General features: G+C 54.6%; 15 protein-coding genes. 14 read left to right on the top strand and 1 reads right to left on the bottom strand.

Translation table 11 applies throughout. The features are described 5' to 3' along the window. Nucleotides 1-62 precede the first annotated feature (62 nt). The 8 genes from AC2T9U_RS08025 to dnaE all read left to right on the top strand — a co-directional run bounded on the left by AC2T9U_RS08025 (nucleotide 63) and on the right by dnaE (nucleotide 12,564). Nucleotides 63-710: a cell division protein SepF gene (locus AC2T9U_RS08025; protein WP_493695757.1), complete on the top strand. Its 648-nt coding sequence runs from the start codon at nucleotides 63-65 to the stop codon at nucleotides 708-710. Nucleotides 711-937: 227 nt separating this feature from the next. Continuing rightward, nucleotides 938-1,225 carry a YggT family protein gene (locus tag AC2T9U_RS08020; protein WP_028326921.1) on the top strand — a complete coding sequence of 96 codons (288 nt, stop codon included), beginning with the start codon at nucleotides 938-940 and terminating at the stop codon, nucleotides 1,223-1,225. Between the two features lie 216 nt (nucleotides 1,226-1,441). Next, nucleotides 1,442-2,362, top strand: a complete 921-nt coding sequence (locus AC2T9U_RS08015) for a DivIVA domain-containing protein (RefSeq protein ID WP_028326920.1) — start codon at nucleotides 1,442-1,444, stop codon at nucleotides 2,360-2,362. A 164-nt stretch (nucleotides 2,363-2,526) separates the two neighbouring features. Next, on the top strand, nucleotides 2,527-3,051 hold the full coding sequence (gene lspA, locus AC2T9U_RS08010) for a signal peptidase II (RefSeq protein WP_220181645.1): 525 nt from the start codon (nucleotides 2,527-2,529) through the stop codon (nucleotides 3,049-3,051). After that, the gene (locus AC2T9U_RS08005; protein ID WP_115029670.1) at nucleotides 3,048-3,980 is read left to right on the top strand and encodes an RluA family pseudouridine synthase; all 933 of its coding nucleotides are present in this window, start codon (nucleotides 3,048-3,050) and stop codon (nucleotides 3,978-3,980) included. Before lspA ends, AC2T9U_RS08005 begins: the two co-directional genes overlap by 4 nt. Before the next feature lie 146 nt (nucleotides 3,981-4,126). After that, complete coding sequence (ptsP, locus tag AC2T9U_RS08000) at nucleotides 4,127-6,688, top strand: phosphoenolpyruvate--protein phosphotransferase (RefSeq protein WP_493695756.1); 2,562 nt, start codon at nucleotides 4,127-4,129, stop codon at nucleotides 6,686-6,688. Between the two features lie 23 nt (nucleotides 6,689-6,711). Further along, complete coding sequence (locus tag AC2T9U_RS07995) at nucleotides 6,712-8,739, top strand: glucose PTS transporter subunit IIA (RefSeq protein ID WP_493695755.1); 2,028 nt, start codon at nucleotides 6,712-6,714, stop codon at nucleotides 8,737-8,739. Nucleotides 8,740-9,072: 333 nt separating this feature from the next. Next, complete coding sequence (dnaE, locus tag AC2T9U_RS07990) at nucleotides 9,073-12,564, top strand: DNA polymerase III subunit alpha (RefSeq protein ID WP_493696946.1); 3,492 nt, start codon at nucleotides 9,073-9,075, stop codon at nucleotides 12,562-12,564. On the opposite strand, the gene AC2T9U_RS07985 is transcribed toward dnaE, so the two are convergent. Continuing rightward, nucleotides 12,565-14,031, bottom strand: coding sequence for an SDR family oxidoreductase (locus tag AC2T9U_RS07985; protein ID WP_493695754.1), 1,467 nt, complete (start codon nucleotides 14,029-14,031; stop codon nucleotides 12,565-12,567). 256 nt (nucleotides 14,032-14,287) lie between these two features. Between AC2T9U_RS07985 and AC2T9U_RS07980 the strand changes: the two genes are divergently transcribed. The 6 genes from AC2T9U_RS07980 (at nucleotide 14,288) to hisH (ending at nucleotide 19,610) form a co-directional block, all read left to right on the top strand. Beyond that, nucleotides 14,288-16,450, top strand: coding sequence for a S9 family peptidase (locus tag AC2T9U_RS07980; RefSeq protein ID WP_493695753.1), 2,163 nt, complete (start codon nucleotides 14,288-14,290; stop codon nucleotides 16,448-16,450). Between the two features lie 91 nt (nucleotides 16,451-16,541). Next, nucleotides 16,542-17,534 carry an SPFH domain-containing protein gene (locus tag AC2T9U_RS07975; RefSeq protein ID WP_493695752.1) on the top strand — a complete coding sequence of 331 codons (993 nt, stop codon included), beginning with the start codon at nucleotides 16,542-16,544 and terminating at the stop codon, nucleotides 17,532-17,534. Between the two features lies 1 nt (nucleotide 17,535). Beyond that, nucleotides 17,536-17,796, top strand: coding sequence for a type II toxin-antitoxin system antitoxin (locus AC2T9U_RS07970; RefSeq protein WP_493695751.1), 261 nt, complete (start codon nucleotides 17,536-17,538; stop codon nucleotides 17,794-17,796). A 299-nt stretch (nucleotides 17,797-18,095) separates the two neighbouring features. Then, nucleotides 18,096-18,311, top strand: coding sequence for a hypothetical protein (locus AC2T9U_RS07965; protein ID WP_493695750.1), 216 nt, complete (start codon nucleotides 18,096-18,098; stop codon nucleotides 18,309-18,311). Next, on the top strand, nucleotides 18,292-18,969 hold the full coding sequence (locus AC2T9U_RS07960) for a hypothetical protein (RefSeq protein WP_493695749.1): 678 nt from the start codon (nucleotides 18,292-18,294) through the stop codon (nucleotides 18,967-18,969). The genes AC2T9U_RS07965 and AC2T9U_RS07960 overlap by 20 nt, the downstream gene beginning before the upstream one ends. After that, complete coding sequence (gene hisH, locus AC2T9U_RS07955; protein ID WP_493695748.1) at nucleotides 18,966-19,610, top strand: imidazole glycerol phosphate synthase subunit HisH; 645 nt, start codon at nucleotides 18,966-18,968, stop codon at nucleotides 19,608-19,610. The genes AC2T9U_RS07960 and hisH overlap by 4 nt, the downstream gene beginning before the upstream one ends. The last annotated feature ends 93 nt before the right edge of the window (nucleotides 19,611-19,703 follow it).

Genomic DNA, 19,703 nt, shown 5'->3' with positions numbered 1-19,703 from the left:
GTGGTTGTTGGCCGGAGACTCGGTCCATTAAACGTGAAGTGGAATTCAATGAGGAGCGAGCGATGGCAGGTGCCCTGCACAAGGCAATGGTGTACCTGGGTCTGACCGATGAGGTCGACCGTTATGACGAGGAGTACGCCAACGGATACCGTCGTGCCACAGATGGCGCAGCGGATGGTCGCGATCACCGGTCTAGGGGGCATCATGCTGCGTCCGTTGTGTCGGATCGGGAAGCTCAGGGGGATGAGTGGGGGGCTTCGCAAGCAGATACTCCTACTCCTATCCGTCGTTCGGCGCCGGTGTCGTCGGCTGCGGCGGTTGCCCAGGAGGATGTGCATGATAGTGAGGAATATCACGCTGAAGTGGCGCAGTTTCCGCGTCGGGTTCCTGTTTCAGAGGTAGTTGACGATGTGGAGGTCATGGGCGTGCATCGCATTACCACCATTCACCCTCGTACGTATAACGAGGCTAAGAAGGTGGGAGAGGCGTTCCGTGATGGGACGCCGGTGATCATGAATCTGTCGGATCTGGATGACGCGGACGCTAAGCGTTTGGTGGATTTTGCGGCGGGTTTGGTGTTTGGGTTGGCCGGGTCGATTGAGCGGGTGACGAACAAGGTGTTTCTTTTGTCGCCTTCTGACGTGGAGGTGACGACCACGTCTGAAGTCGAGGACGGTGGTGCACATGCCGGAGTGTTTGATCAGCACTAAGCGCCGCGGTCGGTTCTATGTGGGTCCGGTTGTGTGCATGTGTTGTATGCGTTGAATTGATGAGGTCGGTCCTTTGAAGTGGGGGGCCGACCTCACCTGTGTGCGTGGCGTTTTCGTGGGTGTGAAGTGGTTGTGGGTATTGGGCTGTTGTGGGTGCCCAATAAGAGTTGGTGTGGCGTTAGTGGAGCGAGGGTTTGGCCCTCGGGAGAGCTAGGGATACTTAGGTTATGCAGGGATTTTTTGCTCTTGTGGCGTGGTTGCTGAACCTCTATATGTTCGTGTTGATTGCCCGGCTGGTCATTGACTGGATTCAGCTCTTGGCGCGTGATTGGCGGCCTAAGGGTGTGATTCTTATGCTTTGTGAGGGGGTCTACACAGTGACGGATCCACCTCTGAAAGCCTTGCGGAAAGCTATTCCTCCGCTGCGTTTGGGGGCTGTTGCATTGGATCTGTCGTTCCTCGTACTCATTCTCATGATTTCCTTGCTGGTAGGCTTTTTTCAACAGCTCAGTTGAAATGTGCTCGTCTACACGTTGATCGTTTCCGTGTTTTCGGGTCGGCCGTCCTGGTCAGATCAGTTCTCGTCGTGCAGAATCGTCGGGTCTGGTCGGGTCCGTGTTCGTGCCTGACCAGCGGTCCAGCGATTTGTCGTGGTGTCGAGTGTTCGGGGGCTCGGCTATGGTTGCCGATCATCTGGGCACACGCTTCCGCCAATGCAAAGGGGACGGTTGATGGCTCTCACGCCAGAAGACATTCTCAACAAAAACTTCACAGCCACTCAGTTCCGTCGTGGGTACGACGAGCAGGAGGTCGATGACTTCCTCGACGAGATCGTTGCGGAGTTCCGTCGACTCAACGCTGAGAACGCGGACTTGCGGCGGCGTGCTGAGACCGGTGGTGGCGGCGCCACCGATGGTCGCATTGACCCTGCACAGCTCGAGGCCGAGGTGGCCGAGCGTATCGCTGCGGTGAAGCGGCGTGCCGAAGAGCAGGTTGCTGCGGTTGAGCGTGAGGCAGAGAAGAGGATCGCCGCGGCTCGTGAGGAGGCAGCTGCTCAGGCGAGTGCAGCTCCGCCTGCGCCGAGTCCTGTGGCTGAGTCTGGCTCTACTGATGCTGCCGGTGTTATTGCCCTGGCTCAGCGAGTGCACGATGAGTACGTTGCGCAGGGTAAAGCCGAGCACGAGCGCTTGGTGAATGAGGCGACGGTTACTCGCGACAAGATGATGAGCGAGGTTCGGGTTCAGCGGGATTCCATGCTCGCTGATGCCACCACTAAGCGTGACACGTTGCTGCGAGAAGCTCAGCAGCGGCATGACGACTTGGTCCGTACTGGTCAGCAGAAACATGCGGACTTGGTTTCCTCCGCGCAGGAGCAGCATGATCGGTTGACGGGCGAGGCTCAGGCCACGCATACGCGTTTGCTTGGTGAGGCGCGTAGTGAAGCTGATCAGCTTGTTGGTGAGGCGCAGCGCCGTCGTCAGGAAATTTTGGCGGCTCTGGAGGGGGAGAAATCTTCTCTGGAGGCTGCTATCAGTGGCTTGCGTTCTTTTGAGTCTGAGTACCGTACGCGCCTGCGTTCGTACCTGGAGAAGCAGCTGGGCGCTCTTGAGTCGCAGGCTCCTATGGCACCTGCTGGTCTTGGTGACGCCTGACTGTAGAAGGAAGTCAGCGAGGACGCTCCGCCTTGGTGTGCCGGGTGGGGCGTCCGCACGTCTTCGTCGATGATTAGTCGTGGTGGGGTGGTTGGGGCACCATTCTTGGTGTGATGCTCTGGAAAAAAAACGATTCACGTGCTGCCTATGGAGCTGCACGGCTGATGCCAGGTGTTCTTGTGCTGCTCATTGGCGCGGTCGTGTTTGTCTTGGATCAGTGGTCGAAGTGTGTGGCTTTGCGCACGTTGGAGGAAGGGCCAGTCGCCGTTATTGGGGATTGGGTTCGTTTTCGTTTGGTTTTTAATCCGGGTGCTGCGTTTTCTGTGGGCGAATCTATTACTCCTGTGTTCACGGTTTTTCAGGCTGTGGTTGGGTTGGCAGTGTTCGTGGCTGCCTGGCGTTTGAGGTCTATGTGGTGGGCTGTGACGTTAGGGCTTGTGTTTGGTGGTGCGACTGGAAATCTTTTTGATCGGCTGTGGCGGCCACCTTCGTTTGGTTATGGGCATGTCGTTGACTTCATCTCGGTCGGGTCGTTTCCAGTTTTTAACGTTGCTGATTCGGCGATCACTGTGGCTGCGGTGATGATTTTTGTGGCAGCTGTGGCTGGTTGGGAGGCGTTTTCGGTGGCGGCACCTCAGGAGGGGGATATGAAGTTTGGTGAGGCGATAAGTGGGCAGGAACGCGAATGAGTGAAGTGAGACGGTTTCCGGTTCCGGAGGGTCTTAGCGGCGAGCGTGTGGATGCTGTGTTGGCCAGGCTGTTTGGTTTGTCGCGTTCCAAGGGCAGCAAATTAATTGAAGCTGGCGATGTGCTCGTTGATGATGTGGTGGTTTCTAAGGGGGACAGGGTTTCAGCGGGCGCAATTTTGGAAGTGTCATTGCCGGGGCCAGAGTTGCCTTCTGGTTTAGAGGTTAAGGCTGAGCCTGTGCCGGGTATGCGTATCGTGCACGACGATTCGGACATTGTGGTGGTCGATAAGCCAGTGGGTGTGGCTGCGCATCCCAGTGTGGGGTGGTCTGGTCCGACTGTTGTGGGTGGGTTGCGTGCAGCTGGTTATCGGATCTCTACTTCGGGGGCTCCTGAGCGCCAGGGCATTGTGTCGCGTCTTGATGTAGGGACGAGCGGCTTGATGGTTGTTGCGAAGAGTGAACATGCCTATTCGGTACTCAAGCAGGCTTTCCGTGACCGTACTGTTGACAAGACTTATCATGCTGTTGTGCAGGGGCTGCCTGATCCGATTGTCGGTACCATCGATGCTCCGATCGGAAGGCATCCCGGGCATGATTTCAAGTTTGCTGTCATGCGTTCTGGTAAGCCGAGTGTGACGCATTATGAAGTGCTTGAGGCTTTTCGTGAGGCTTCTCTCATTGAGGTTCATCTAGAGACTGGTCGCACACACCAAATTCGTGTGCATTTTGCAGCGACAGGGCGTCCGTGTGTGGGGGATCCCTTGTATGGAGCTGATCCGAAGCTGGCAGCTCGTCTAGGTTTGATACGCCAATGGCTGCATGCAATGAAACTTGGTTTTATCCATCCGGATTCTGGGCGGTACGTGGAATTCACCAGCTCTTATCCCGCGGATCTTGCCGATGCAGTAGATCTTTTGCGTGCAGGATGAGCTGCTAGCTTCCGCACACGTACGCCACCTGGGTAACTGTCGAGGACTGCTTCGAGGTAGCGTCAGGGTTTAGTTGTACGTGCATCTGCTTGTGTGAGGTGCACGGCGGCGTACCCTTAAGCAACCTTGAAGAAAGTGATCGAGCAATGACTGCAGATCGCGTGGTCTTGATGGCACCGATGACTGGTGCTGTTGTGCCCTTGGAGGAGGTCCCCGACCCAGTCTTCGCGAAGAGGATGGTCGGGGATGGATTCTCCATCTATCCGATGAGTTCGGAGCTGTGTGCGCCTGTAGATGGTGAGGTGATTGATCTTCATCCTTCTAAGCATGCGGTGACTATTCGGACAGGTGAAGGTCTCGAAGTGCTGATGCACATCGGACTTGAGACCGTGCGTCTTGATGGAGAGGGTTTCGAAGCCCTGGTCGAGACTGGACAGGTTGTTCGAGTTGGTGAACCGTTGGTGCGCTTCGATTTGGCAGTGGTCTCTGAGAAAGCAACTAGCACCCTGACCGAGGTGGTTATCACCAATGGCGAGTTGGTCAGTGGTGTTGAGGTCGTTGGTGGACTAGTGACTGTCGGGGAGGACGCTGTCGCTCGAGTCACGCTTGTGCCTGGGGCGCAGCTTTCTGCTCAGGTGGAATCTGCCTTTGAGGGGGACTTTGTTGTTTCCGAAGAGCTGATCATTCCGAACCCAACGGGTATGCATGCGCGTCCGGCTGCCACTTTGGTGACGTTGGCTAAAGAGCTTGGTGGCGAGTCTGAGCTGCGCTATGCGGGAAAATCTGCAAATGCGACGAGCATCACTAGTGTGCTGGCTCTTGGATTGACTCGGGGTTCTGCTGTGCAGGTGGCTGCGCGTGGCGATAACGCGCAGAAGACGGTGGAGCGTTTGGCTGCGGCAATTCTCAGCGGTCTTGGCGACGATATTGGTCCGGATGCGGGGTCTAGTGCCGCTGTGGCTGCGAGTGATTCTTCTGTCGATTCTTGGTCGGGGCCACGGTCAGGGGATCCGAATCTGCTTCTTGGTGTTGCGGCCTCAACAGGATTGGCGATTGGGCATGTTCGGCAGTTGCATGTTGATATTGCTGACTTTGCCGAAGACGCATCTGATCCTGCTGAAGAGTTGCGAGTGCTCGATGCGGCCATTGAGCGGGCGCGTGAGCAGATTGTGGCGTTGAGTGAGCGCGTTGCTAGCGACGATGAGAAAGCAGCGATTTTCGCCGCGCATAGTGAGATCATTGCTGACCCCGAGTTGCGGACGGGCGCTGTTGCACAGATTAATGCCGGTAGAAGTGCGCCATTTGCTTGGCAGCAGTCGTTTATGGCGCAGGCGGCACAGTTGGCTGCGCTCCGTGATGAGGTTTTGTCTGGGCGGGCGACAGATATTCGTGATGTTGGTCGGCGAGTGCTTGCTGAGCTGACAGGCAATTCCGGCGAGGTGATGGAGTTTGAGGAGGGAACCATCCTTGTTGCTGAGGATCTCACTCCGTCTGACACTGCAGCCCTTGATCGCAGCAAGGTTGTTGGGTTTGCTACTACCGCTGGTGGAGCCTCGAGCCACGTAGCGATTATTGCCCGCAGCATGGGGATTCCTGCGGTGGCTGGTATTGAGCGCGCAGCGCTGGAAGTGCCTGACGGAACGCGGGTTATTCTCGATGGCGCAGCTGGTACTTTGCGTATGGGGGCTGATGATGCCGAGATCGCGCGTATTGAAGAACGTCAGGCAGCATTGGCTGCTAAGCACGAGGCAGACCTATCTCACGCGCATGAGAGTGCAGTGACGACGGATGGATACTCCATTGAGGTTGTAGCCAACATTGGCAACGTTGAGGATGCATGTTCGGCGATGAAATATGGCGCCGAGGGTGTTGGCTTGTTGCGGAGTGAGTTTATTTTCTTGGGGCGTTCGTCTGCTCCAAGCGAAGATGAGCAGACGAGTATTTATCGCGAGATTTCTCGTTCGCTGCATCCCGGGCAGCCGTTGGTGATTCGCACGCTTGATGTTGGTGGGGATAAGCCATTGCCCTACCTACCTATTGAGCGTGAAGAAAATCCCTTCCTCGGTGTTCGGGGGGTGCGTGTGGGATTGGAGCGACCGGAGGTGTTGCGCACTCAGGCCAGGGCAATTCTCCGCGCCGCAGATGGTGGCACGAATTTGCAGGTCATGTTTCCGATGATCGCTACTCTTGAAGAATTCCGTGCCGCCAAGGCGATCTTTGATGCTGAGGCTGTTTCCCTTGGTGTAGCGCGCGTGCCGTTGGGAATCATGGTTGAGGTTCCTTCTGTGGCTGTGATGGCTTCACAATTCGCAAAAGAAGTCGATTTCTTTAGTGTCGGCACTAATGATTTGACGAGTTATACGCTTGCGATGGATCGCGGGCATCCTAAGCTGGCCAGTCAGGTGGATCCGTGCAATCCGGCGGTACTGCAACTGATTGGTCGAGCAGCGAAAGCTGCACATTCTGAAGGAAAGTGGCTGGGAGTTTGCGGCGGAATAGCGTCTGATCCTCAAGCCGTTCCTTTCCTTATTGGGCTTGGCGTGGATGAGCTTTCGTGCTCGATTCCTGCTATCCCGGAGATTAAAGCCGCAGTACGTGCGGTTTCATTTGAAGACTGTCGTGTGTTGGCCGACAAAGCCCTTGAAGCTGGCACTGCGACTGAGGTGAGAGCCCTCAATCCCCTTGATGGTCAGTCCACGTCGGCCTGACCCGGAAAAATCAGGAAGTCAAAATGGCAAATAATGAAGCGAGCGAGATTCTCGCTGGCGTTGGTGGGGCAAACAATGTCGTAGGCCTCACACACTGTGCCACCCGCTTGCGGTTTCAGCTGGTGGACAGCTCTAAGGTAGGCGCGGCTGCCTTGGAGCAACTCCCCGTGGTTATGGGTGCCGTGCCACAAACCGGTGATCGGTACCAGGTAGTTATTGGCGGCCACGTCGATAGCGTCTATAACCACATCATGGCCTTGCCAGGCATGGCTGAGGGTGGTAGCGGAAAGAAATCTTTCGAGGACGAGATGGCAGCGACCAAGGCTGCAGCTCGGGCTGGGGGGATTCGGGGGAAGTCCGCGGCAGTTGACTCCTTCTTCGAGTTCCTCTCTGATAGCTTCAGACCGATTATTGGCGCGTTGCTCGGCGCTTCGTTGTTCATCACGTTCATGTCGTTGATGGCGACCTTGCAGGTTATTGGCAACTGGGCTGATCCGCGCGTGCAACTTGACGGTGGATGGCCATTCATTAACTTGATGTGGCAGGGTGTCTTCACCTTCCTGCCCTTGATGATCGCCTACAACGCTTCTAAAAAGCTGGGTGCGGATCCGTGGGTTGGATTCGGCATCATGGCTGTGTTGATGTTGCCAGCCTTTTCTGAAGGTCTCGGCAAGATGGCCGGCACAGCAACTGTGTTCGGGTCTGAGGTGAAGATCTTCTCTGTCTTTGGTTTGCCGTTGACGATCTTTAACTACGGCAGCTCAGTATTCCCTCCTCTTCTTATGGCTGCGGTGCTTGGCCCCTTATACAAGTGGTTGAAGAAGATCATTCCGACGAGCTTGCATCTGATCTTCGTCCCATTCCTAGCCATGCTTATTATGATCCCGCTTACTGCGTTCCTGATTGGTCCTATCGGGGTGTATGCAGGCGCGGCTATTGGGCAGGTTCTTAAGTCTATTAATGACTTCAACGCACTGATTTTTGCGATTGTCATTCCTTTGGCCTACCCGTTCATGGTGCCGTTGGGTTTGCACTGGCCTATTAACGCAATCATGCTTCTCAATATTCAGACCCTTGGGTATGACTTTATCCAGGGGCCGATGGGCGCATGGAACTTCGCCTGCTTTGGTGCCACGGCTGGGGTTTTGTTCTTGGCGGTTAAGAACAAAGAAGTTCAGATGCGCCAGACCGCTACGGGGGCTTTGGCTGCGGGTCTGTTAGGTGGTATTTCTGAGCCGAGCCTTTATGGAATTCACTTGCGTTATAAGCGCATCTACCCCCGAATGCTCATCGGATGTGGTCTAGGTGGTTTGGTCGTCGGTCTTGGTGGTGGTTTGCAAACGAAGGCATTCGTCTTCACTTCATTGCTCACTATCCCGGCGTTTGACAATGTGCTTCTATACACTATTGCTATTGCTGTTGCTTTCTTCACTGCAATGATTTTGGTCATTGTTGCGGACTACATGACTCCTGAAGAGCGTGCAGCTCAGCGTGCAGCACTTGCTGCTGAAGATGGAGTCGTCACTACGGAGGAGGAGAAACCAGCCGTTGCCGAGGTGATTGTTGGTGACCGGAAGAACATTCCTTCTCCGCTTCAGGGCGTTGTTAAGCCGTTGTCTTCTGTTTCTGATGATGCTTTCGCTATCGGCGCAGTTGGCCCTGGTGTGGCAATCGAAGTAACTGGTACAGAGGTCTTTGCGCCTGCTGATGGCACAGTGAGCTTCATCGCTCAGGGTGGGCAGGCTGTGGGAGTCCAACTTGAGAACGGTGTTGAGCTTCTTGTGCACGTCGGAACAGGAACTGCTTCTCTTGGCGGGCGAGGTTTCGAGGCCCACGTGAAGCGTGGAGACAAGGTCTTTGCTGGTCATAAGCTAGTTACCTTCGATCCCGCTGTCATTCGCGAGGCTGGGCATCCGCTGCTTTCGCCAGTGGTTGTTTCTAACCGCAACGAGTTCTCGCTCGTGGAGGGTGTTGCCAGTGGTGAGGTCAAAGTCGGTGATGAGCTGATCGTGGCTGTTGCTCAGGTGGTGACTGAACCGGCTGGTGCATGAGTTGAAGGTTTAACGCGCTAGTTATGGGGCTGTGTCAGGAGGTTTCTGACACAGCCCCTCTGCGTTGTATAGCTATTGTGGTGTGGAACTGCGCAGCAAGGTCTGTATGCACGAAGACGCACGCAGTGGTCCGTCGACCATGAGGGTAAGGCGTTCTAGAGTGGGATCACCATGTCAATGCACGCACCCGAAGCCGCCGCGCCTGTTGTACAGGACGCTGCGCCCCAGTCGCCGTCAGAAACTCCTAGCGTTAGTTCAGCGCCGTCAACTGAATTAAAGTTGACGAAACATAATGATTCTTTCGTGCATCTGCACAATCACACCGAGTATTCAATGCTTGATGGTGCTGCAAAGATTGACGATCTGTTTGCGGCAGCTAAAAAGATGGGCATGCCTGCTGTTGCTACAACAGATCATGGATATATTTTCGGCGCTTATGAGTTCTGGAAAAAATCAAAAAAGCACGATGTGCGGCCCGTTATTGGAATCGAAGCATATGTAACGCCGGGAACTCAACGCGCTGATAAAACACGTGTGAAGTTTGGTCCGGGTGGTCGTGATGATGTTTCAGGTTCAGGTGCCTACACCCATATGACTATGTGGGCGCCTACGAACGATTCTTTGCTTAATTTGTTTCGTATGTGCTCAATTGCCTCGATCGAGGGGCATTATTTCAAGCCGCGTATGGATCGGGATCTTCTGGAACAGTACGGCAAAGGAATTATTGCAACTACCGGCTGCCCTTCTGGGGAAGTTCAGACGAGGTTGCGTCTAGGGCAGTATGAGGAAGCAAAACAGGCCGCTAGTGACTTTCGAGATATTTTTGGTCCGGAAAACTATTTTTGTGAGTTAATGGATCATGGTCTAGACATTGAGCGACGTGTTCAGCGTGATCTTCTACGACTGGCAAGAGAACTGAATCTTCCTTTAGTTGCCACAAACGATCTGCACTACACGCATGCTGAAGATGCAAAAGCGCATGCTGCTCTTTTGTGTGTTCAATCTGGATCTACGCTTATGGATCCCAATCGCTTTAAATTTGATGCTGATGAGTTTTATCTAAAGTCTCCAGCACAGATGAGGCACTTGTGGCGTGAGTTGCCAGAAGCTTGCGATAACACTTTGGATATTGCGGAAAGGTGCGAGGTTTCTTTCACTGAGGGGGAGGGGCGTTTTATGCCTAAGTATCCCTGTCCTCCAGGTGAAGACGAGACTAGTTGGTTTATTAAAGAGGTGGAAACGGGGCTACGTGAGCGCTTCCCAGACGGTGTCCCTGAGTATGCGCGCAAGCAAGCAGAATATGAAGAGGAAGTCATTATTGGAAAAGGTTACGCTGGATATTTTCTTGTCGTAGCTGACTATATTAAGTGGGCAAAGAATAACGGGATTCGCGTAGGGCCTGGGCGCGGTTCTGGTGCAGGATCTATGTGCGCATATGCAATGAAAATCACGGATCTGGACCCGTATGAGCATGGGCTTATTTTCGAGCGTTTTTTGAATCCTGAGCGCAAGTCGATGCCTGACTTCGATGTTGACTTCGATGATCGTCGTCGCCCTGAGGTTATTAAGTATGTAACCGAGAAGTATGGGACAGAACGAGTGGCAATGATCGTGACGTATGGCACGATCAAAGCCAAGCAAGCGGTTAAAGATGCTGGTCGCGTTATGGGATTTCCCTTTGCATTAGGGGAAAAGCTTACGAAGGCTATGCCGCCTGACATTATGGGAAAGGGCGTACCTCTGTCTGGGTTATATGATCCCGAACATAAGAGGTACGCAGAAGGTCAAGATTTCCGTGAGGTAGTAGAAGCAGACCCTAATGCGCAAGAAGTTGTAGAGACAGCTAGGGGAATTGAGGGGCTTAAGCGTCAATGGGGAGTGCACGCCGCTGGCGTCATTATGTCCTCTGAACCCCTTATCGACGTGATCCCGATTATGAAGCGGGAGCAGGACGGTCAAATCATTACCCAGTTTGATTACCCGACGTGCGAAACGTTGGGGCTGGTGAAGATGGACTTCCTCGGGCTGCGCAATCTTACGATTCTTGATGATGCACTTGAGAATGTAAAAATGAACCGCGGCGAAGAAGTTGATTTGGATGCTTTGCGGCGTGACCCAACGGATAAGGCTACTTATGATTTGTTGACTCGTGGCGATACTCTGGGAGTTTTTCAGTTTGACTCCACTGGTTATCGGTCTTTGTTGCGTCTAATGCGTCCGGACAACTTTGAAGATATTTCAGCTTTGGGTGCTCTTTATCGTCCTGGTCCCATGGGTGCAAACGCGCATACTAACTATGCCCTACGTAAAAATAAACAGCAGGAAGTTGAGTATCCTCACCCAGAGCTTGCTGAGGCTTTAGAGCCGATCCTTGGTGATACGTATGGCTTGATCATATATCAGGAGCAGGTTATGGCAATTGCTCAGCGTCTTGCCGGATACACGCTCGGTAGCGCTGATCTGCTTCGTCGGGCTATGGGTAAAAAGAAAAAAGAAGTCCTTGATGCGGAGTTCCCTGCTTTTGAGAAGGGGATGCTGGATTCGGGGTTTTCAAAAAAATCTATTCAGACTTTGTGGGATGTTCTAGTTCCTTTCTCGAACTATGCATTCAATAAGGCGCACTCTGCAGCCTACGGCGTAGTGTCTTATTGGACCGCTTATTTAAAAGCTCACTATCCTGCCGAGTATATGGCGGCTTTGTTGACGAGTGTTCGTGAAAATAAAGACAAGTCGGCTCTTTATTTGAATGAATGTCGACACATGGGAATTAAAGTTCTCCCTCCAGATGTGAATGCTTCTGTTGAGAAATTTGCTGCCGTCGGCGAAGATATCAGGTTCGGGTTATCTGCGATCCGCAACGTTGGTGGGCCTGTGGTGGAGGGGATCATTAACTCCAGGGAAGAGAAAGGAGAGTTCACATCTTTTAGTGACTTCTTAGGTAAAGTACCCTCAGTTGTTTGCAATAAGCGTACGGTTGAGTCACTGATTAAATCTGGTGCTTTTGATTCGATGGGGAATGCTCGCTCTGGCCTTGTGTCTGTCCATGAGCAGTATGTAGATGCGCTAGTTGATGTCAAGCGTAAGGAAGCAGTGGGGCAGGATTCCTTGTTCGGTGCCTTCGGAGACGAGGCCGACGAGTCAGTGGGGATGATGAGCGCCCTGCCTGCTATCCCTGACAAAGAGTGGGATAAAAAAACACTTTTGTCTTTCGAGCGGGAAATGCTCGGTCTGTATGTTTCAGATCATCCGCTGTATGGGCTTGAGCATATTCTTGCAAAACATGCCGATACGTCGATTGCTTCTCTTTTGGTTGAAGAAGGCGGGAGGGGCGATGGGGCAACGGTCACGATTGCCGGTCTTATTACGAACCTTTCGCTTAAGCGTACAAAAAATGGCGATTTGTGGGCAATTGTTCAATTAGAAGACCTCGATGGAGGGATCGATTGCCTTTTCTTCCCGAAGACTTATCAAACAGTGTCGACTATGTTGGCGACTGATGTTGTTTGTGCTGTTCGTGGTCGAGTAAATCGACGTGATGATCAAGTTTCGATTTATGCACAGGATCTGATTATTCCGGATTTGACGGATGGTGGTGCTCGCGGTCCGGTGATGGTCTCGATTCCCCTTGCGCGTGCAACTGTGGAAATGGCAAACAAGCTGAAAGCTGTTTTGAGTGAGCATCCTGGAGGCACGGAAGTTCACGTTCGTTTGACGCAGCCGGGTCGTTCGGTGGTGATGCGTCTCGACGACACATTGCGCGTAGAGGCTACTCCTGCGTTGTTTGGTGATTTGAAGGCTTTGCTTGGGCCTTCTTGTCTTGGGTAGTTAAGAAGCTGCTTCGCCTCTGCTTACTTCTGGGGTTGTGTCATCCAGGACAGTGGCCACGCTGCGTGCCAATTGTCCTTGTTGAGCGACTGCTTGCCGGATGTTTGTATTGGGCTGAGTAGGCCGGGGCACAGTATTTGTTGAGGTTTTCCACCATCCTCGTGCCCGTCCTAGCGCGGGTACGAGGATGGTGGTGAAGTAGGTTCGCCAGTCGAATCCGTGGAGATCGACTGCTGTTCCTCCGTTGGTGCGGTATTCAGCGAGTAAAACGCTGGTTACTGCCGCGTTGAACGCAGTAGAACTGTCGAGGTAGGGCCCAAAGGTTTCGTGATGCCGAAGATTGGTGGCCAGGTCAGCCCGTGTTGGTTTAGGTGCGCCGAAAAGACGGTTGCGCAGTTCGTTGCCAGTTTTTCTAAGTTGCTCTGTGAATTGTTGGCGACGTGTGGTCGGGGCAGGATCAGCGGCTTCAGTGTGTTCTTTTGGCCGACCGTGGGCTTGCAGCGCGGCATCCAGGTGTGTGAGAAGGGCGTCTAAACGCAGTGGTGCTGTTGTGCTAGTGGATTGGTGAAGATAGCGGGCTCTTCCTGGGCGTCCTGGTAGAGAGGCAGCTGCTCGGATGATGTCAACGACAGCGTCGACAGGGACGATGTCGAAGGTGGCTGTTGCGGGTGCTGGTTTCTCTTCTATGTCGCCGTGTATGTATGCCTTGATAAGTGGTTCGAGGGCGGTGGTGCCGCGGAACCATCCGGGGTGTGGGTGTGCGGCAGCGCTGGCAAGCATGCTTGGGCGGACGATGGTGAGTTGGTTCCCTGCTCCTGCCCAGAGGTCTTCGGCTACGCGTTCTCCAAGCGCTTTTGTGTAGGTGTAGGCGTCTACCCAGCCTTCGCGGCGAGCGTAGGCACGTCCTGCCTGTGGGTCGCAGGCAAGGTCAGGTTTGCCGGCGATGTGCGTAATTTCTTCGCGCCAACGCAGGTCGTGGCGAACGGGGCCTTCGTAGGCGAGGGCTGTACGTCCTGCTTGGGTGTACGCGGATGAGATGTGGATGACATGCGGGGTTGCCCCGGTTGTTGCGAGTGCCCGGTAGAGAGATTCGGTGCTTGCGGCGTTAGCTTCGATGAGTGGGCCAAGAGGGTGTTCGAGGTGTGTGTCAGCGGCTGCGTGGATAACGAGGTCGATGTTTGTTGGAAGGGGTAGGTAACGAGGTGTGCGGGGGTCTATGTCGCGCAGGCTGCCTGGTAGGAGGGTAATGCGTTCACGTAGGGGTGTACGGGCTGTGCGTAGAGCGTCAAAGGCAGAGGTTCGCAGAGTGGTGAGGAGGCGTTCAGCGGCGGGCAGGTCGGCGTCGCGTACTAGAACTGAGATATGTGCGTCGCTTGTGCGGAGCCAGGATTCGAGTAGGGCGGTGCCTAGAAGTCCTGTGGCGCCGGTGATGAGCACGTGTGTGGGACGTGCTGGACCGTTGGTCACGGTGGCCTCTCTCGTGCGTGGTGGTGTTCGGTGCGTGGGGGCAGACTTCCAGTCGTCACGTGTGGTGCTTCGCTGAACCTGTTGTGTGATGCGCATGTGGTTGGCGGGCGTGACGAGTTGCGGTGGCTTGTTGCCCCCCGGGTGCTGTTGCTGTGTTCTTCCCCCAGAGTTGATCTTATCGGGTGGTGGTGGGCGTGTTCATGCGGGTGTTGGGGAGAGGTCGTGGAAGGTGCTGGCGGGTTTGTAGAGTTAGGGCATGTCTGCACTGATGCCCCCTTGCCCTGTTCGTGGCGATCGTGTTCGTGTGGTGCACGGGGATGCTGTTGCTGATCCGTATGCATGGTTGGCCAATGTGGAGGATGCTCGTGTTATTGAGCATGTAGAGGCTGAGAATGCGTATGCAGAATCGGTTATGGCTGATTTGGGTCCGTTGCGTGAATCGATTGTTTCGGAAATTCGTTCGCGTACGCAGGAAACTGACATGTCGGTTCCTGTGAGTTATCGGGGTTGGTGGTATTTCTCACGGACGGTTGAGGGCGGCCAATATGGAATTGCTTGTCGTGTTCCGGATGTTGATGGTGAGCGTCCTGAGGTAGGGGTAGAGACGTTGCCTGAAGAGCAAGTGCTACTTGATGGCAATGTTGAGGCCGGGGATGCGGAGTTTTTCACTGTTGGTTCGCAGGTTGTGAGCTCTTCGGGTGAGCTGTACGCGTATTTGGTGGATTTGACGGGCGATGAGCGTTTTGATCTGCGGATTCGTCGTATTTGTGATGGCCAGGTGGTTGATGATGTGGTCCGTGGGGTGGGGTATGGGCTGGTGTGGTCTAGCGATGACCGGTTTGTGTTTTACACGCGGGTGGATGATGCGTGGCGTCCGTGTGAGGTGTGGCGTCACGAGGTGGGGTCTTCTGCTGAGAATGATGTACGTGTTTTTGTGGAAGAAGATGAGCGTTTTTGGGTGGGAATTAGCGATTCGTCGGATGAGCGTTTTCTTGTGATTTCTTCGGGGTCGAAGAATACGAGTGAGACGCATTTGCTGGAGTTGGGTGACCCGTGTGGTGATTTGAGGTGCGTTGCTCCACGTATTGAAGGTGTGGAGTATGACGTGGAGCCTGCGGGGGACGTCATGTTTGTTACGCATAATGCGAACAATGCTGACTTTGAGGTGGCGTTTGCTCCGGTGGAATCGTCTTCACGGGAGGATTGGGTGAGGTGGTTGGAGCCTGCCAAGGATGAGCGGGTTGTTGGGGTGAGTGCGTTTGCGCGTGATGTGGTGGTGGCGGTGCGCTCAGGTGGATTTACGCAGTTGAGGGTGGTGCGCCGGTTGGGTGTTCTCGATGGTATAGAGGCTCCGGCTGGGCAGGAGTCATGGTTGCCTGGAGCGTGGCGGAGTGATCCGTGGCAGATTCCTACGGACGAGGTTTCGCATACGATTGGTTTGTGGTCTAACCCGGATTACGAAACGTCTGAGTTGTTGTATTCCTATGAAACGCTTGTGACGCCACCGAGTGTTGTTTCGTTGGATCTTGGGTCGCGTCATCGGGTGACGTTGAAGACCAGGCCTGTTCTTGGTGGTTTTGATCAGGCAGATTATGTGAGTCGTTCAGTGATGGCTGTGGCAGCTGATGGTACGCAGGTGCCGATGTCGTTGGTTGCGCGAGCGGATACTCCGTTGGATGGCACGGCTCCAGGGGTTTTGTATGCCTATGGTGCGTATGAAGTGAGTTTGGATCCGTGGTTTTCTGTGCCGCGTTTGTCCTTGTTGGATCGTGGGGTGGTGTGGGCTGTTGCTCACGTGCGTGGTGGCGGTGAGTTGGGACGTTCTTGGTATGAGCAGGGGCGGCTTTGCAACAAGGCGAATACGTTCTCTGATGTAGTGGCGTGTGCGGATGCTTTGGTTGAGGGTGGGTTTGTTGCTCCGGGTCGTTTGGCTTTGGAAGGTGGGTCTGCAGGTGGTTTGACGGTGGGGGCTGCGGTCAATTTGGCTCCGGAGAAGTTTGCTGTGGTGCATGCGGCGGTTCCGTTTGTGGATGCGCTTAATACGATTCTTGATCCCTCATTGCCGTTGACGGTGACGGAGTGGGAAGAGTGGGGGAACCCTCTGCATGATGCGGATGTGTATGCCTATATGAAGGCATATACCCCTTATGAAAATGTGCGGCCTGTGTGTTATCCGGCTGTGTTGGCGACGACGAGTTTGAATGACACGAGGGTTTCGTTTGCTGAGCCGGCGAAGTGGGTGGCCCGGTTGCGTGAGGTGGCGACGAATGGGCAGGATCGCCCGATTCTTCTTGTGACTGAGATGGTGGCAGGTCATGGGGGGCGTAGTGGTCGCTATAAGGCGTGGGAGCAGTATGCGCGTGAGGAGTCGTTTGTTTTGGCGCAGTTGGGGGCTACTGAGCGCGTAGCGCGTGAGTAGGTAGTTCCTCTCTAGGTACCCGAAAAGTGATATCTTTTATTTATCACTTTTCGGGTACCTAGAGTGCCCGCTATCGAAAGCAGGTGAAGTCGTGAGCAGCGACAACAAGAAACCCACCGAAGTGAGCCTCGAAGATGTTCGGAGTGAAGACAGGGCTCCAGTGGCTACAAAACCGGTAGGGCATGACGGAGCTCGTGTCGATGTTGCGGAGCGTAGAGCTTGGTCTATTGACGGATTTGTTGCTCTCTTCGTCGGCTTGGCGCTTATCGTCGGTGGAGCTGCGATGGCTGTAGTTTTTGTGACTTCTGCTGATTCGGGGGAGCCGTTCGCACTAGCAGGGCTACTGGCACCGCTTTTGCTTGCATTGGGAGCGCTGGCACTGTCGTCTTTGACTATCGTGTCACCAGGTCAGACGAGGGTTGTGCAATTTTTTGGTCGTTATGTAGGTACGTTGCGCACTCCCGGTCTTTTGATGGCGCTGCCATTGACCTCGAAGCGGTTGATATCCGTGCGAGTGCATAACTTCGAGACGAATCTCATCAAGGTCAACGATGCAGGTGGCAACCCTGTTGAGGTCGGGGCGATTGTGGTGTGGCAGGTTGCTGATACTGCGCGGGCGACGTTTGCTGTGGAGGACTATGAGTCTTTCGTGCGTACGCAAGCTGAGTCTGCGTTGCGTCACGTAACGGGCAGTCATCCTTATGACGATTATGACGGTTCTGGAACATCGCTTCGTGGTTCGACAGATGTAATTTCCGAACAGTTGGCTTACGAAGTAGCAGAGCGAGTTTCTCTGGCTGGTATTGAAATCATTGAGGTTCGTATTTCGCACTTGGCGTATGCGCCGGAGATCGCTCAAGCGATGTTGCAGCGTCAGCAAGCGGGGGCTGTAGTGGCTGCGCGTGCGCAGATTGTTGAAGGAGCTGTGGGAATGGTTGAGATGGCGCTTGCGAAGTTGGAGACGGAGTCCATTGTGGAGCTGGATGATGAACGTAAAGCTGCGATGGTCAGTAATTTGCTTGTGGTGTTGTGCGGTGAGAAGTCTGTGACACCTGTAGTTAATTCGGGATCGTTGTACAGCTGAGATGGCTGTGGAAAAAGGGGTTGAGGAGGGCGCGGTAGATGAGGATTCCGCGCCTTCTGAAGGTAGTCGGCGGGTTGAGCGTAAGAAGATTTTGTTGCGTCTTGACCCGGCGGTGCATGAGGCCTTGGCGAAGTGGGCGAATGATGAGCTTCGCAGTGTTAATGCTCATATCGAGTTTGTGCTGAGACGGGCTCTGCGTGAGGAGGGGCGAGCGCCGAAAGATGCTGCTCCTATGCGTAAGCGTGGCCGTCCGAGAAAGTAGATGTGAGGTTGGTCGGTGGCTGCATTTTTGTCGTTTTGATTGTCAGAGAGCCCTTTTAGACTGGCTGCTGTCATTTTCTGGGTTTGATGTTCATTCGTGAATGTTGGTGCCAGGGAGTCTCGTGGTTGGCTCTGAAATCTGTCTTCGTGTTTATTCGGGGAATATCTGTGTCGCAGGTGTGATTGACGCATCCTGCGCTTTGGGTTTGTTGGGCATTGCGCGCAGTGAGAGTTTCTGCGGCGTTGCCGTGTGTTTTGCCTGCGAGAATGTGGAGACGGCCGAGAGTAAGGGAGATCGGGATGTTTGAGACCACCGCGCAGTTCGTGGGGGCATCGTCCGGTCCCTGTGTAGTCGATTTCGGTAAGAGCCGGTTAGTGAATAGTTCTGCGTTTGGCCTGATGCGTGATGTTGCAGGGGTCATGCTGCTGTCGTTGGAGATGCTGTCTGCTGTTGTGCGTGTGGTTCAGGTGAACCCGCGGGTGGGGGAGATCTCTAATGCCAAAGGTGCTCACTGATCTGGGCGCCGCGGGTGGGCGCATTGCGATGGCGGATCAGGGGGTTTTGTTGTCTACGGGGCGTTCTTCGGCGGTGGTGGCGTGGGCGCAGAGGGGGATTGCTGAGGTTGGAGTAGCTTCAGTTGAGGGGTGGACGTTGCTTTCTCCTGCGGGACCTAGCCGGGTTCGTTTTCCGTATGACGACCCAGTGCGGGCGTTGGCAGGGCGTCCAGTGAGCATGGGGATGCGGCCGGCTATCGGGATTTTTCGTGTGGGGCAGCAAGCAGCGGTGACCCTGCATCCTCGTGGTTTTCGTCGTGAGGTGAGATGGATTATTTGGACGCCGGGGGAGGGGATGGTGCCGCCTGCGGGGCTGTTGGAGGCAGATATTGCGGATGTGGTTGCTTCTTCTGGGCTGCCTCAGTCTCGTCAGGCGCATGCGTCAGCTGTTTTGCACCGGGTTTTGGTGGATGGTGGTGGTGCCGCTGCGGAGGTTGTGGATGCTGTGTTTGAAACGTTGGCTTTGCCGGGTGTGGAGCTGTTTTCTGAGCACGGTGATGTGAGGGCGTTGCCTGGAGTGCGGGTGGTTGCTCCGCGTGAGAAATATGCGCGAGAGTTCGAGAAAGTTGTGGATGAGCTGGTTCGAGAGCGTGGTGTTGAGGAGGGGACTAAGGAATGAGTCCTGTTGTTGCGGTGCTGGAGTATGGAGTTGGCGATGTTCGACCAGTTGCTGCTGTGCTTGAGCGTGTGGGGGCAAGGGTAGTTGTGACTTCGGATCGGTGTGAGTGTCAGGATGCTGATGGGCTTGTGGTGTCAGGTTTTGGTGATTTCCGTGTGTGTATGGAGAAGTTGTCTGCGGTTTTTGGGCCACAGGTGATTGAGACTCGGTTGTGTGGTGGGCGGTCGGTTCTGGGGATTGGCCTAGGGATGCAGATGATGTTTGAAGGTGTGGTGGATGCGTTAGGGGGTGAGGTTGCTGGTTTGGGGGAGTGGCCTGAGGTTCTGGAGCCGGTGAAAGGAGAGGCGTTGCCGCAGGTTGGGTGGGGTGTGGTTGATGCGGCTGAGGGGTCGAAGTTGTTTGTTGGCGTGGGTGGGGAGCGTTTTTATTTCGAGCACGAGTATGCGGCGCATTCGTGGTCGCTATGTCCGACGGGCTCGTTTGAGGTTGTGAGGCCGTTGGTGTCGTGGTCGGATTATGGCTGTCGTTTTGTTGCTGCGGTGGAGAACGGCCCGTTGGTGGCTACACAGTTTTATCCCGAGAGTTCGGGTGCGGCAGGTGAAGTGGTGTTGCGGAATTGGGTTAGAACTTTGAAGCGGTAGATGGGTTGTGCTGGTCGTTGTGAGGCGCCAACATTGCAGTGGGGCGGGCAAGACCTAGATGGTCTTGCCCGCCCCACTGCAATGTTGGCGTTT

The organism is Dermatophilus sp. B7861-1 (assembly GCF_058996045.1).
The sequence above is the reverse complement of the archived record's forward strand: the minus strand, read 5'-3'. Positions and strand labels throughout refer to the sequence as shown.

Coding starts and splice junctions, on each gene's coding strand:
- AC2T9U_RS07970 (WP_493695751.1), top strand. CDS start 17,536: ATGGCTGTGGAAAAAGGGGTTGAGGAGGGCGCGGTAGATGAGGATTCC.
- AC2T9U_RS08015 (WP_028326920.1), top strand. CDS start 1,442: ATGGCTCTCACGCCAGAAGACATTCTCAACAAAAACTTCACAGCCACT.
- AC2T9U_RS07995 (WP_493695755.1), top strand. CDS start 6,712: ATGGCAAATAATGAAGCGAGCGAGATTCTCGCTGGCGTTGGTGGGGCA.
- AC2T9U_RS08020 (WP_028326921.1), top strand. CDS start 938: ATGCAGGGATTTTTTGCTCTTGTGGCGTGGTTGCTGAACCTCTATATG.
- ptsP (WP_493695756.1), top strand. CDS start 4,127: ATGACTGCAGATCGCGTGGTCTTGATGGCACCGATGACTGGTGCTGTT.
- dnaE (WP_493696946.1), top strand. CDS start 9,073: ATGCTTGATGGTGCTGCAAAGATTGACGATCTGTTTGCGGCAGCTAAA.
- AC2T9U_RS08005 (WP_115029670.1), top strand. CDS start 3,048: ATGAGTGAAGTGAGACGGTTTCCGGTTCCGGAGGGTCTTAGCGGCGAG.
- AC2T9U_RS08025 (WP_493695757.1), top strand. CDS start 63: ATGGCAGGTGCCCTGCACAAGGCAATGGTGTACCTGGGTCTGACCGAT.
- hisH (WP_493695748.1), top strand. CDS start 18,966: ATGAGTCCTGTTGTTGCGGTGCTGGAGTATGGAGTTGGCGATGTTCGA.
- AC2T9U_RS07965 (WP_493695750.1), top strand. CDS start 18,096: ATGTTTGAGACCACCGCGCAGTTCGTGGGGGCATCGTCCGGTCCCTGT.
- AC2T9U_RS07960 (WP_493695749.1), top strand. CDS start 18,292: ATGCCAAAGGTGCTCACTGATCTGGGCGCCGCGGGTGGGCGCATTGCG.
- lspA (WP_220181645.1), top strand. CDS start 2,527: ATGCCAGGTGTTCTTGTGCTGCTCATTGGCGCGGTCGTGTTTGTCTTG.
- AC2T9U_RS07980 (WP_493695753.1), top strand. CDS start 14,288: ATGTCTGCACTGATGCCCCCTTGCCCTGTTCGTGGCGATCGTGTTCGT.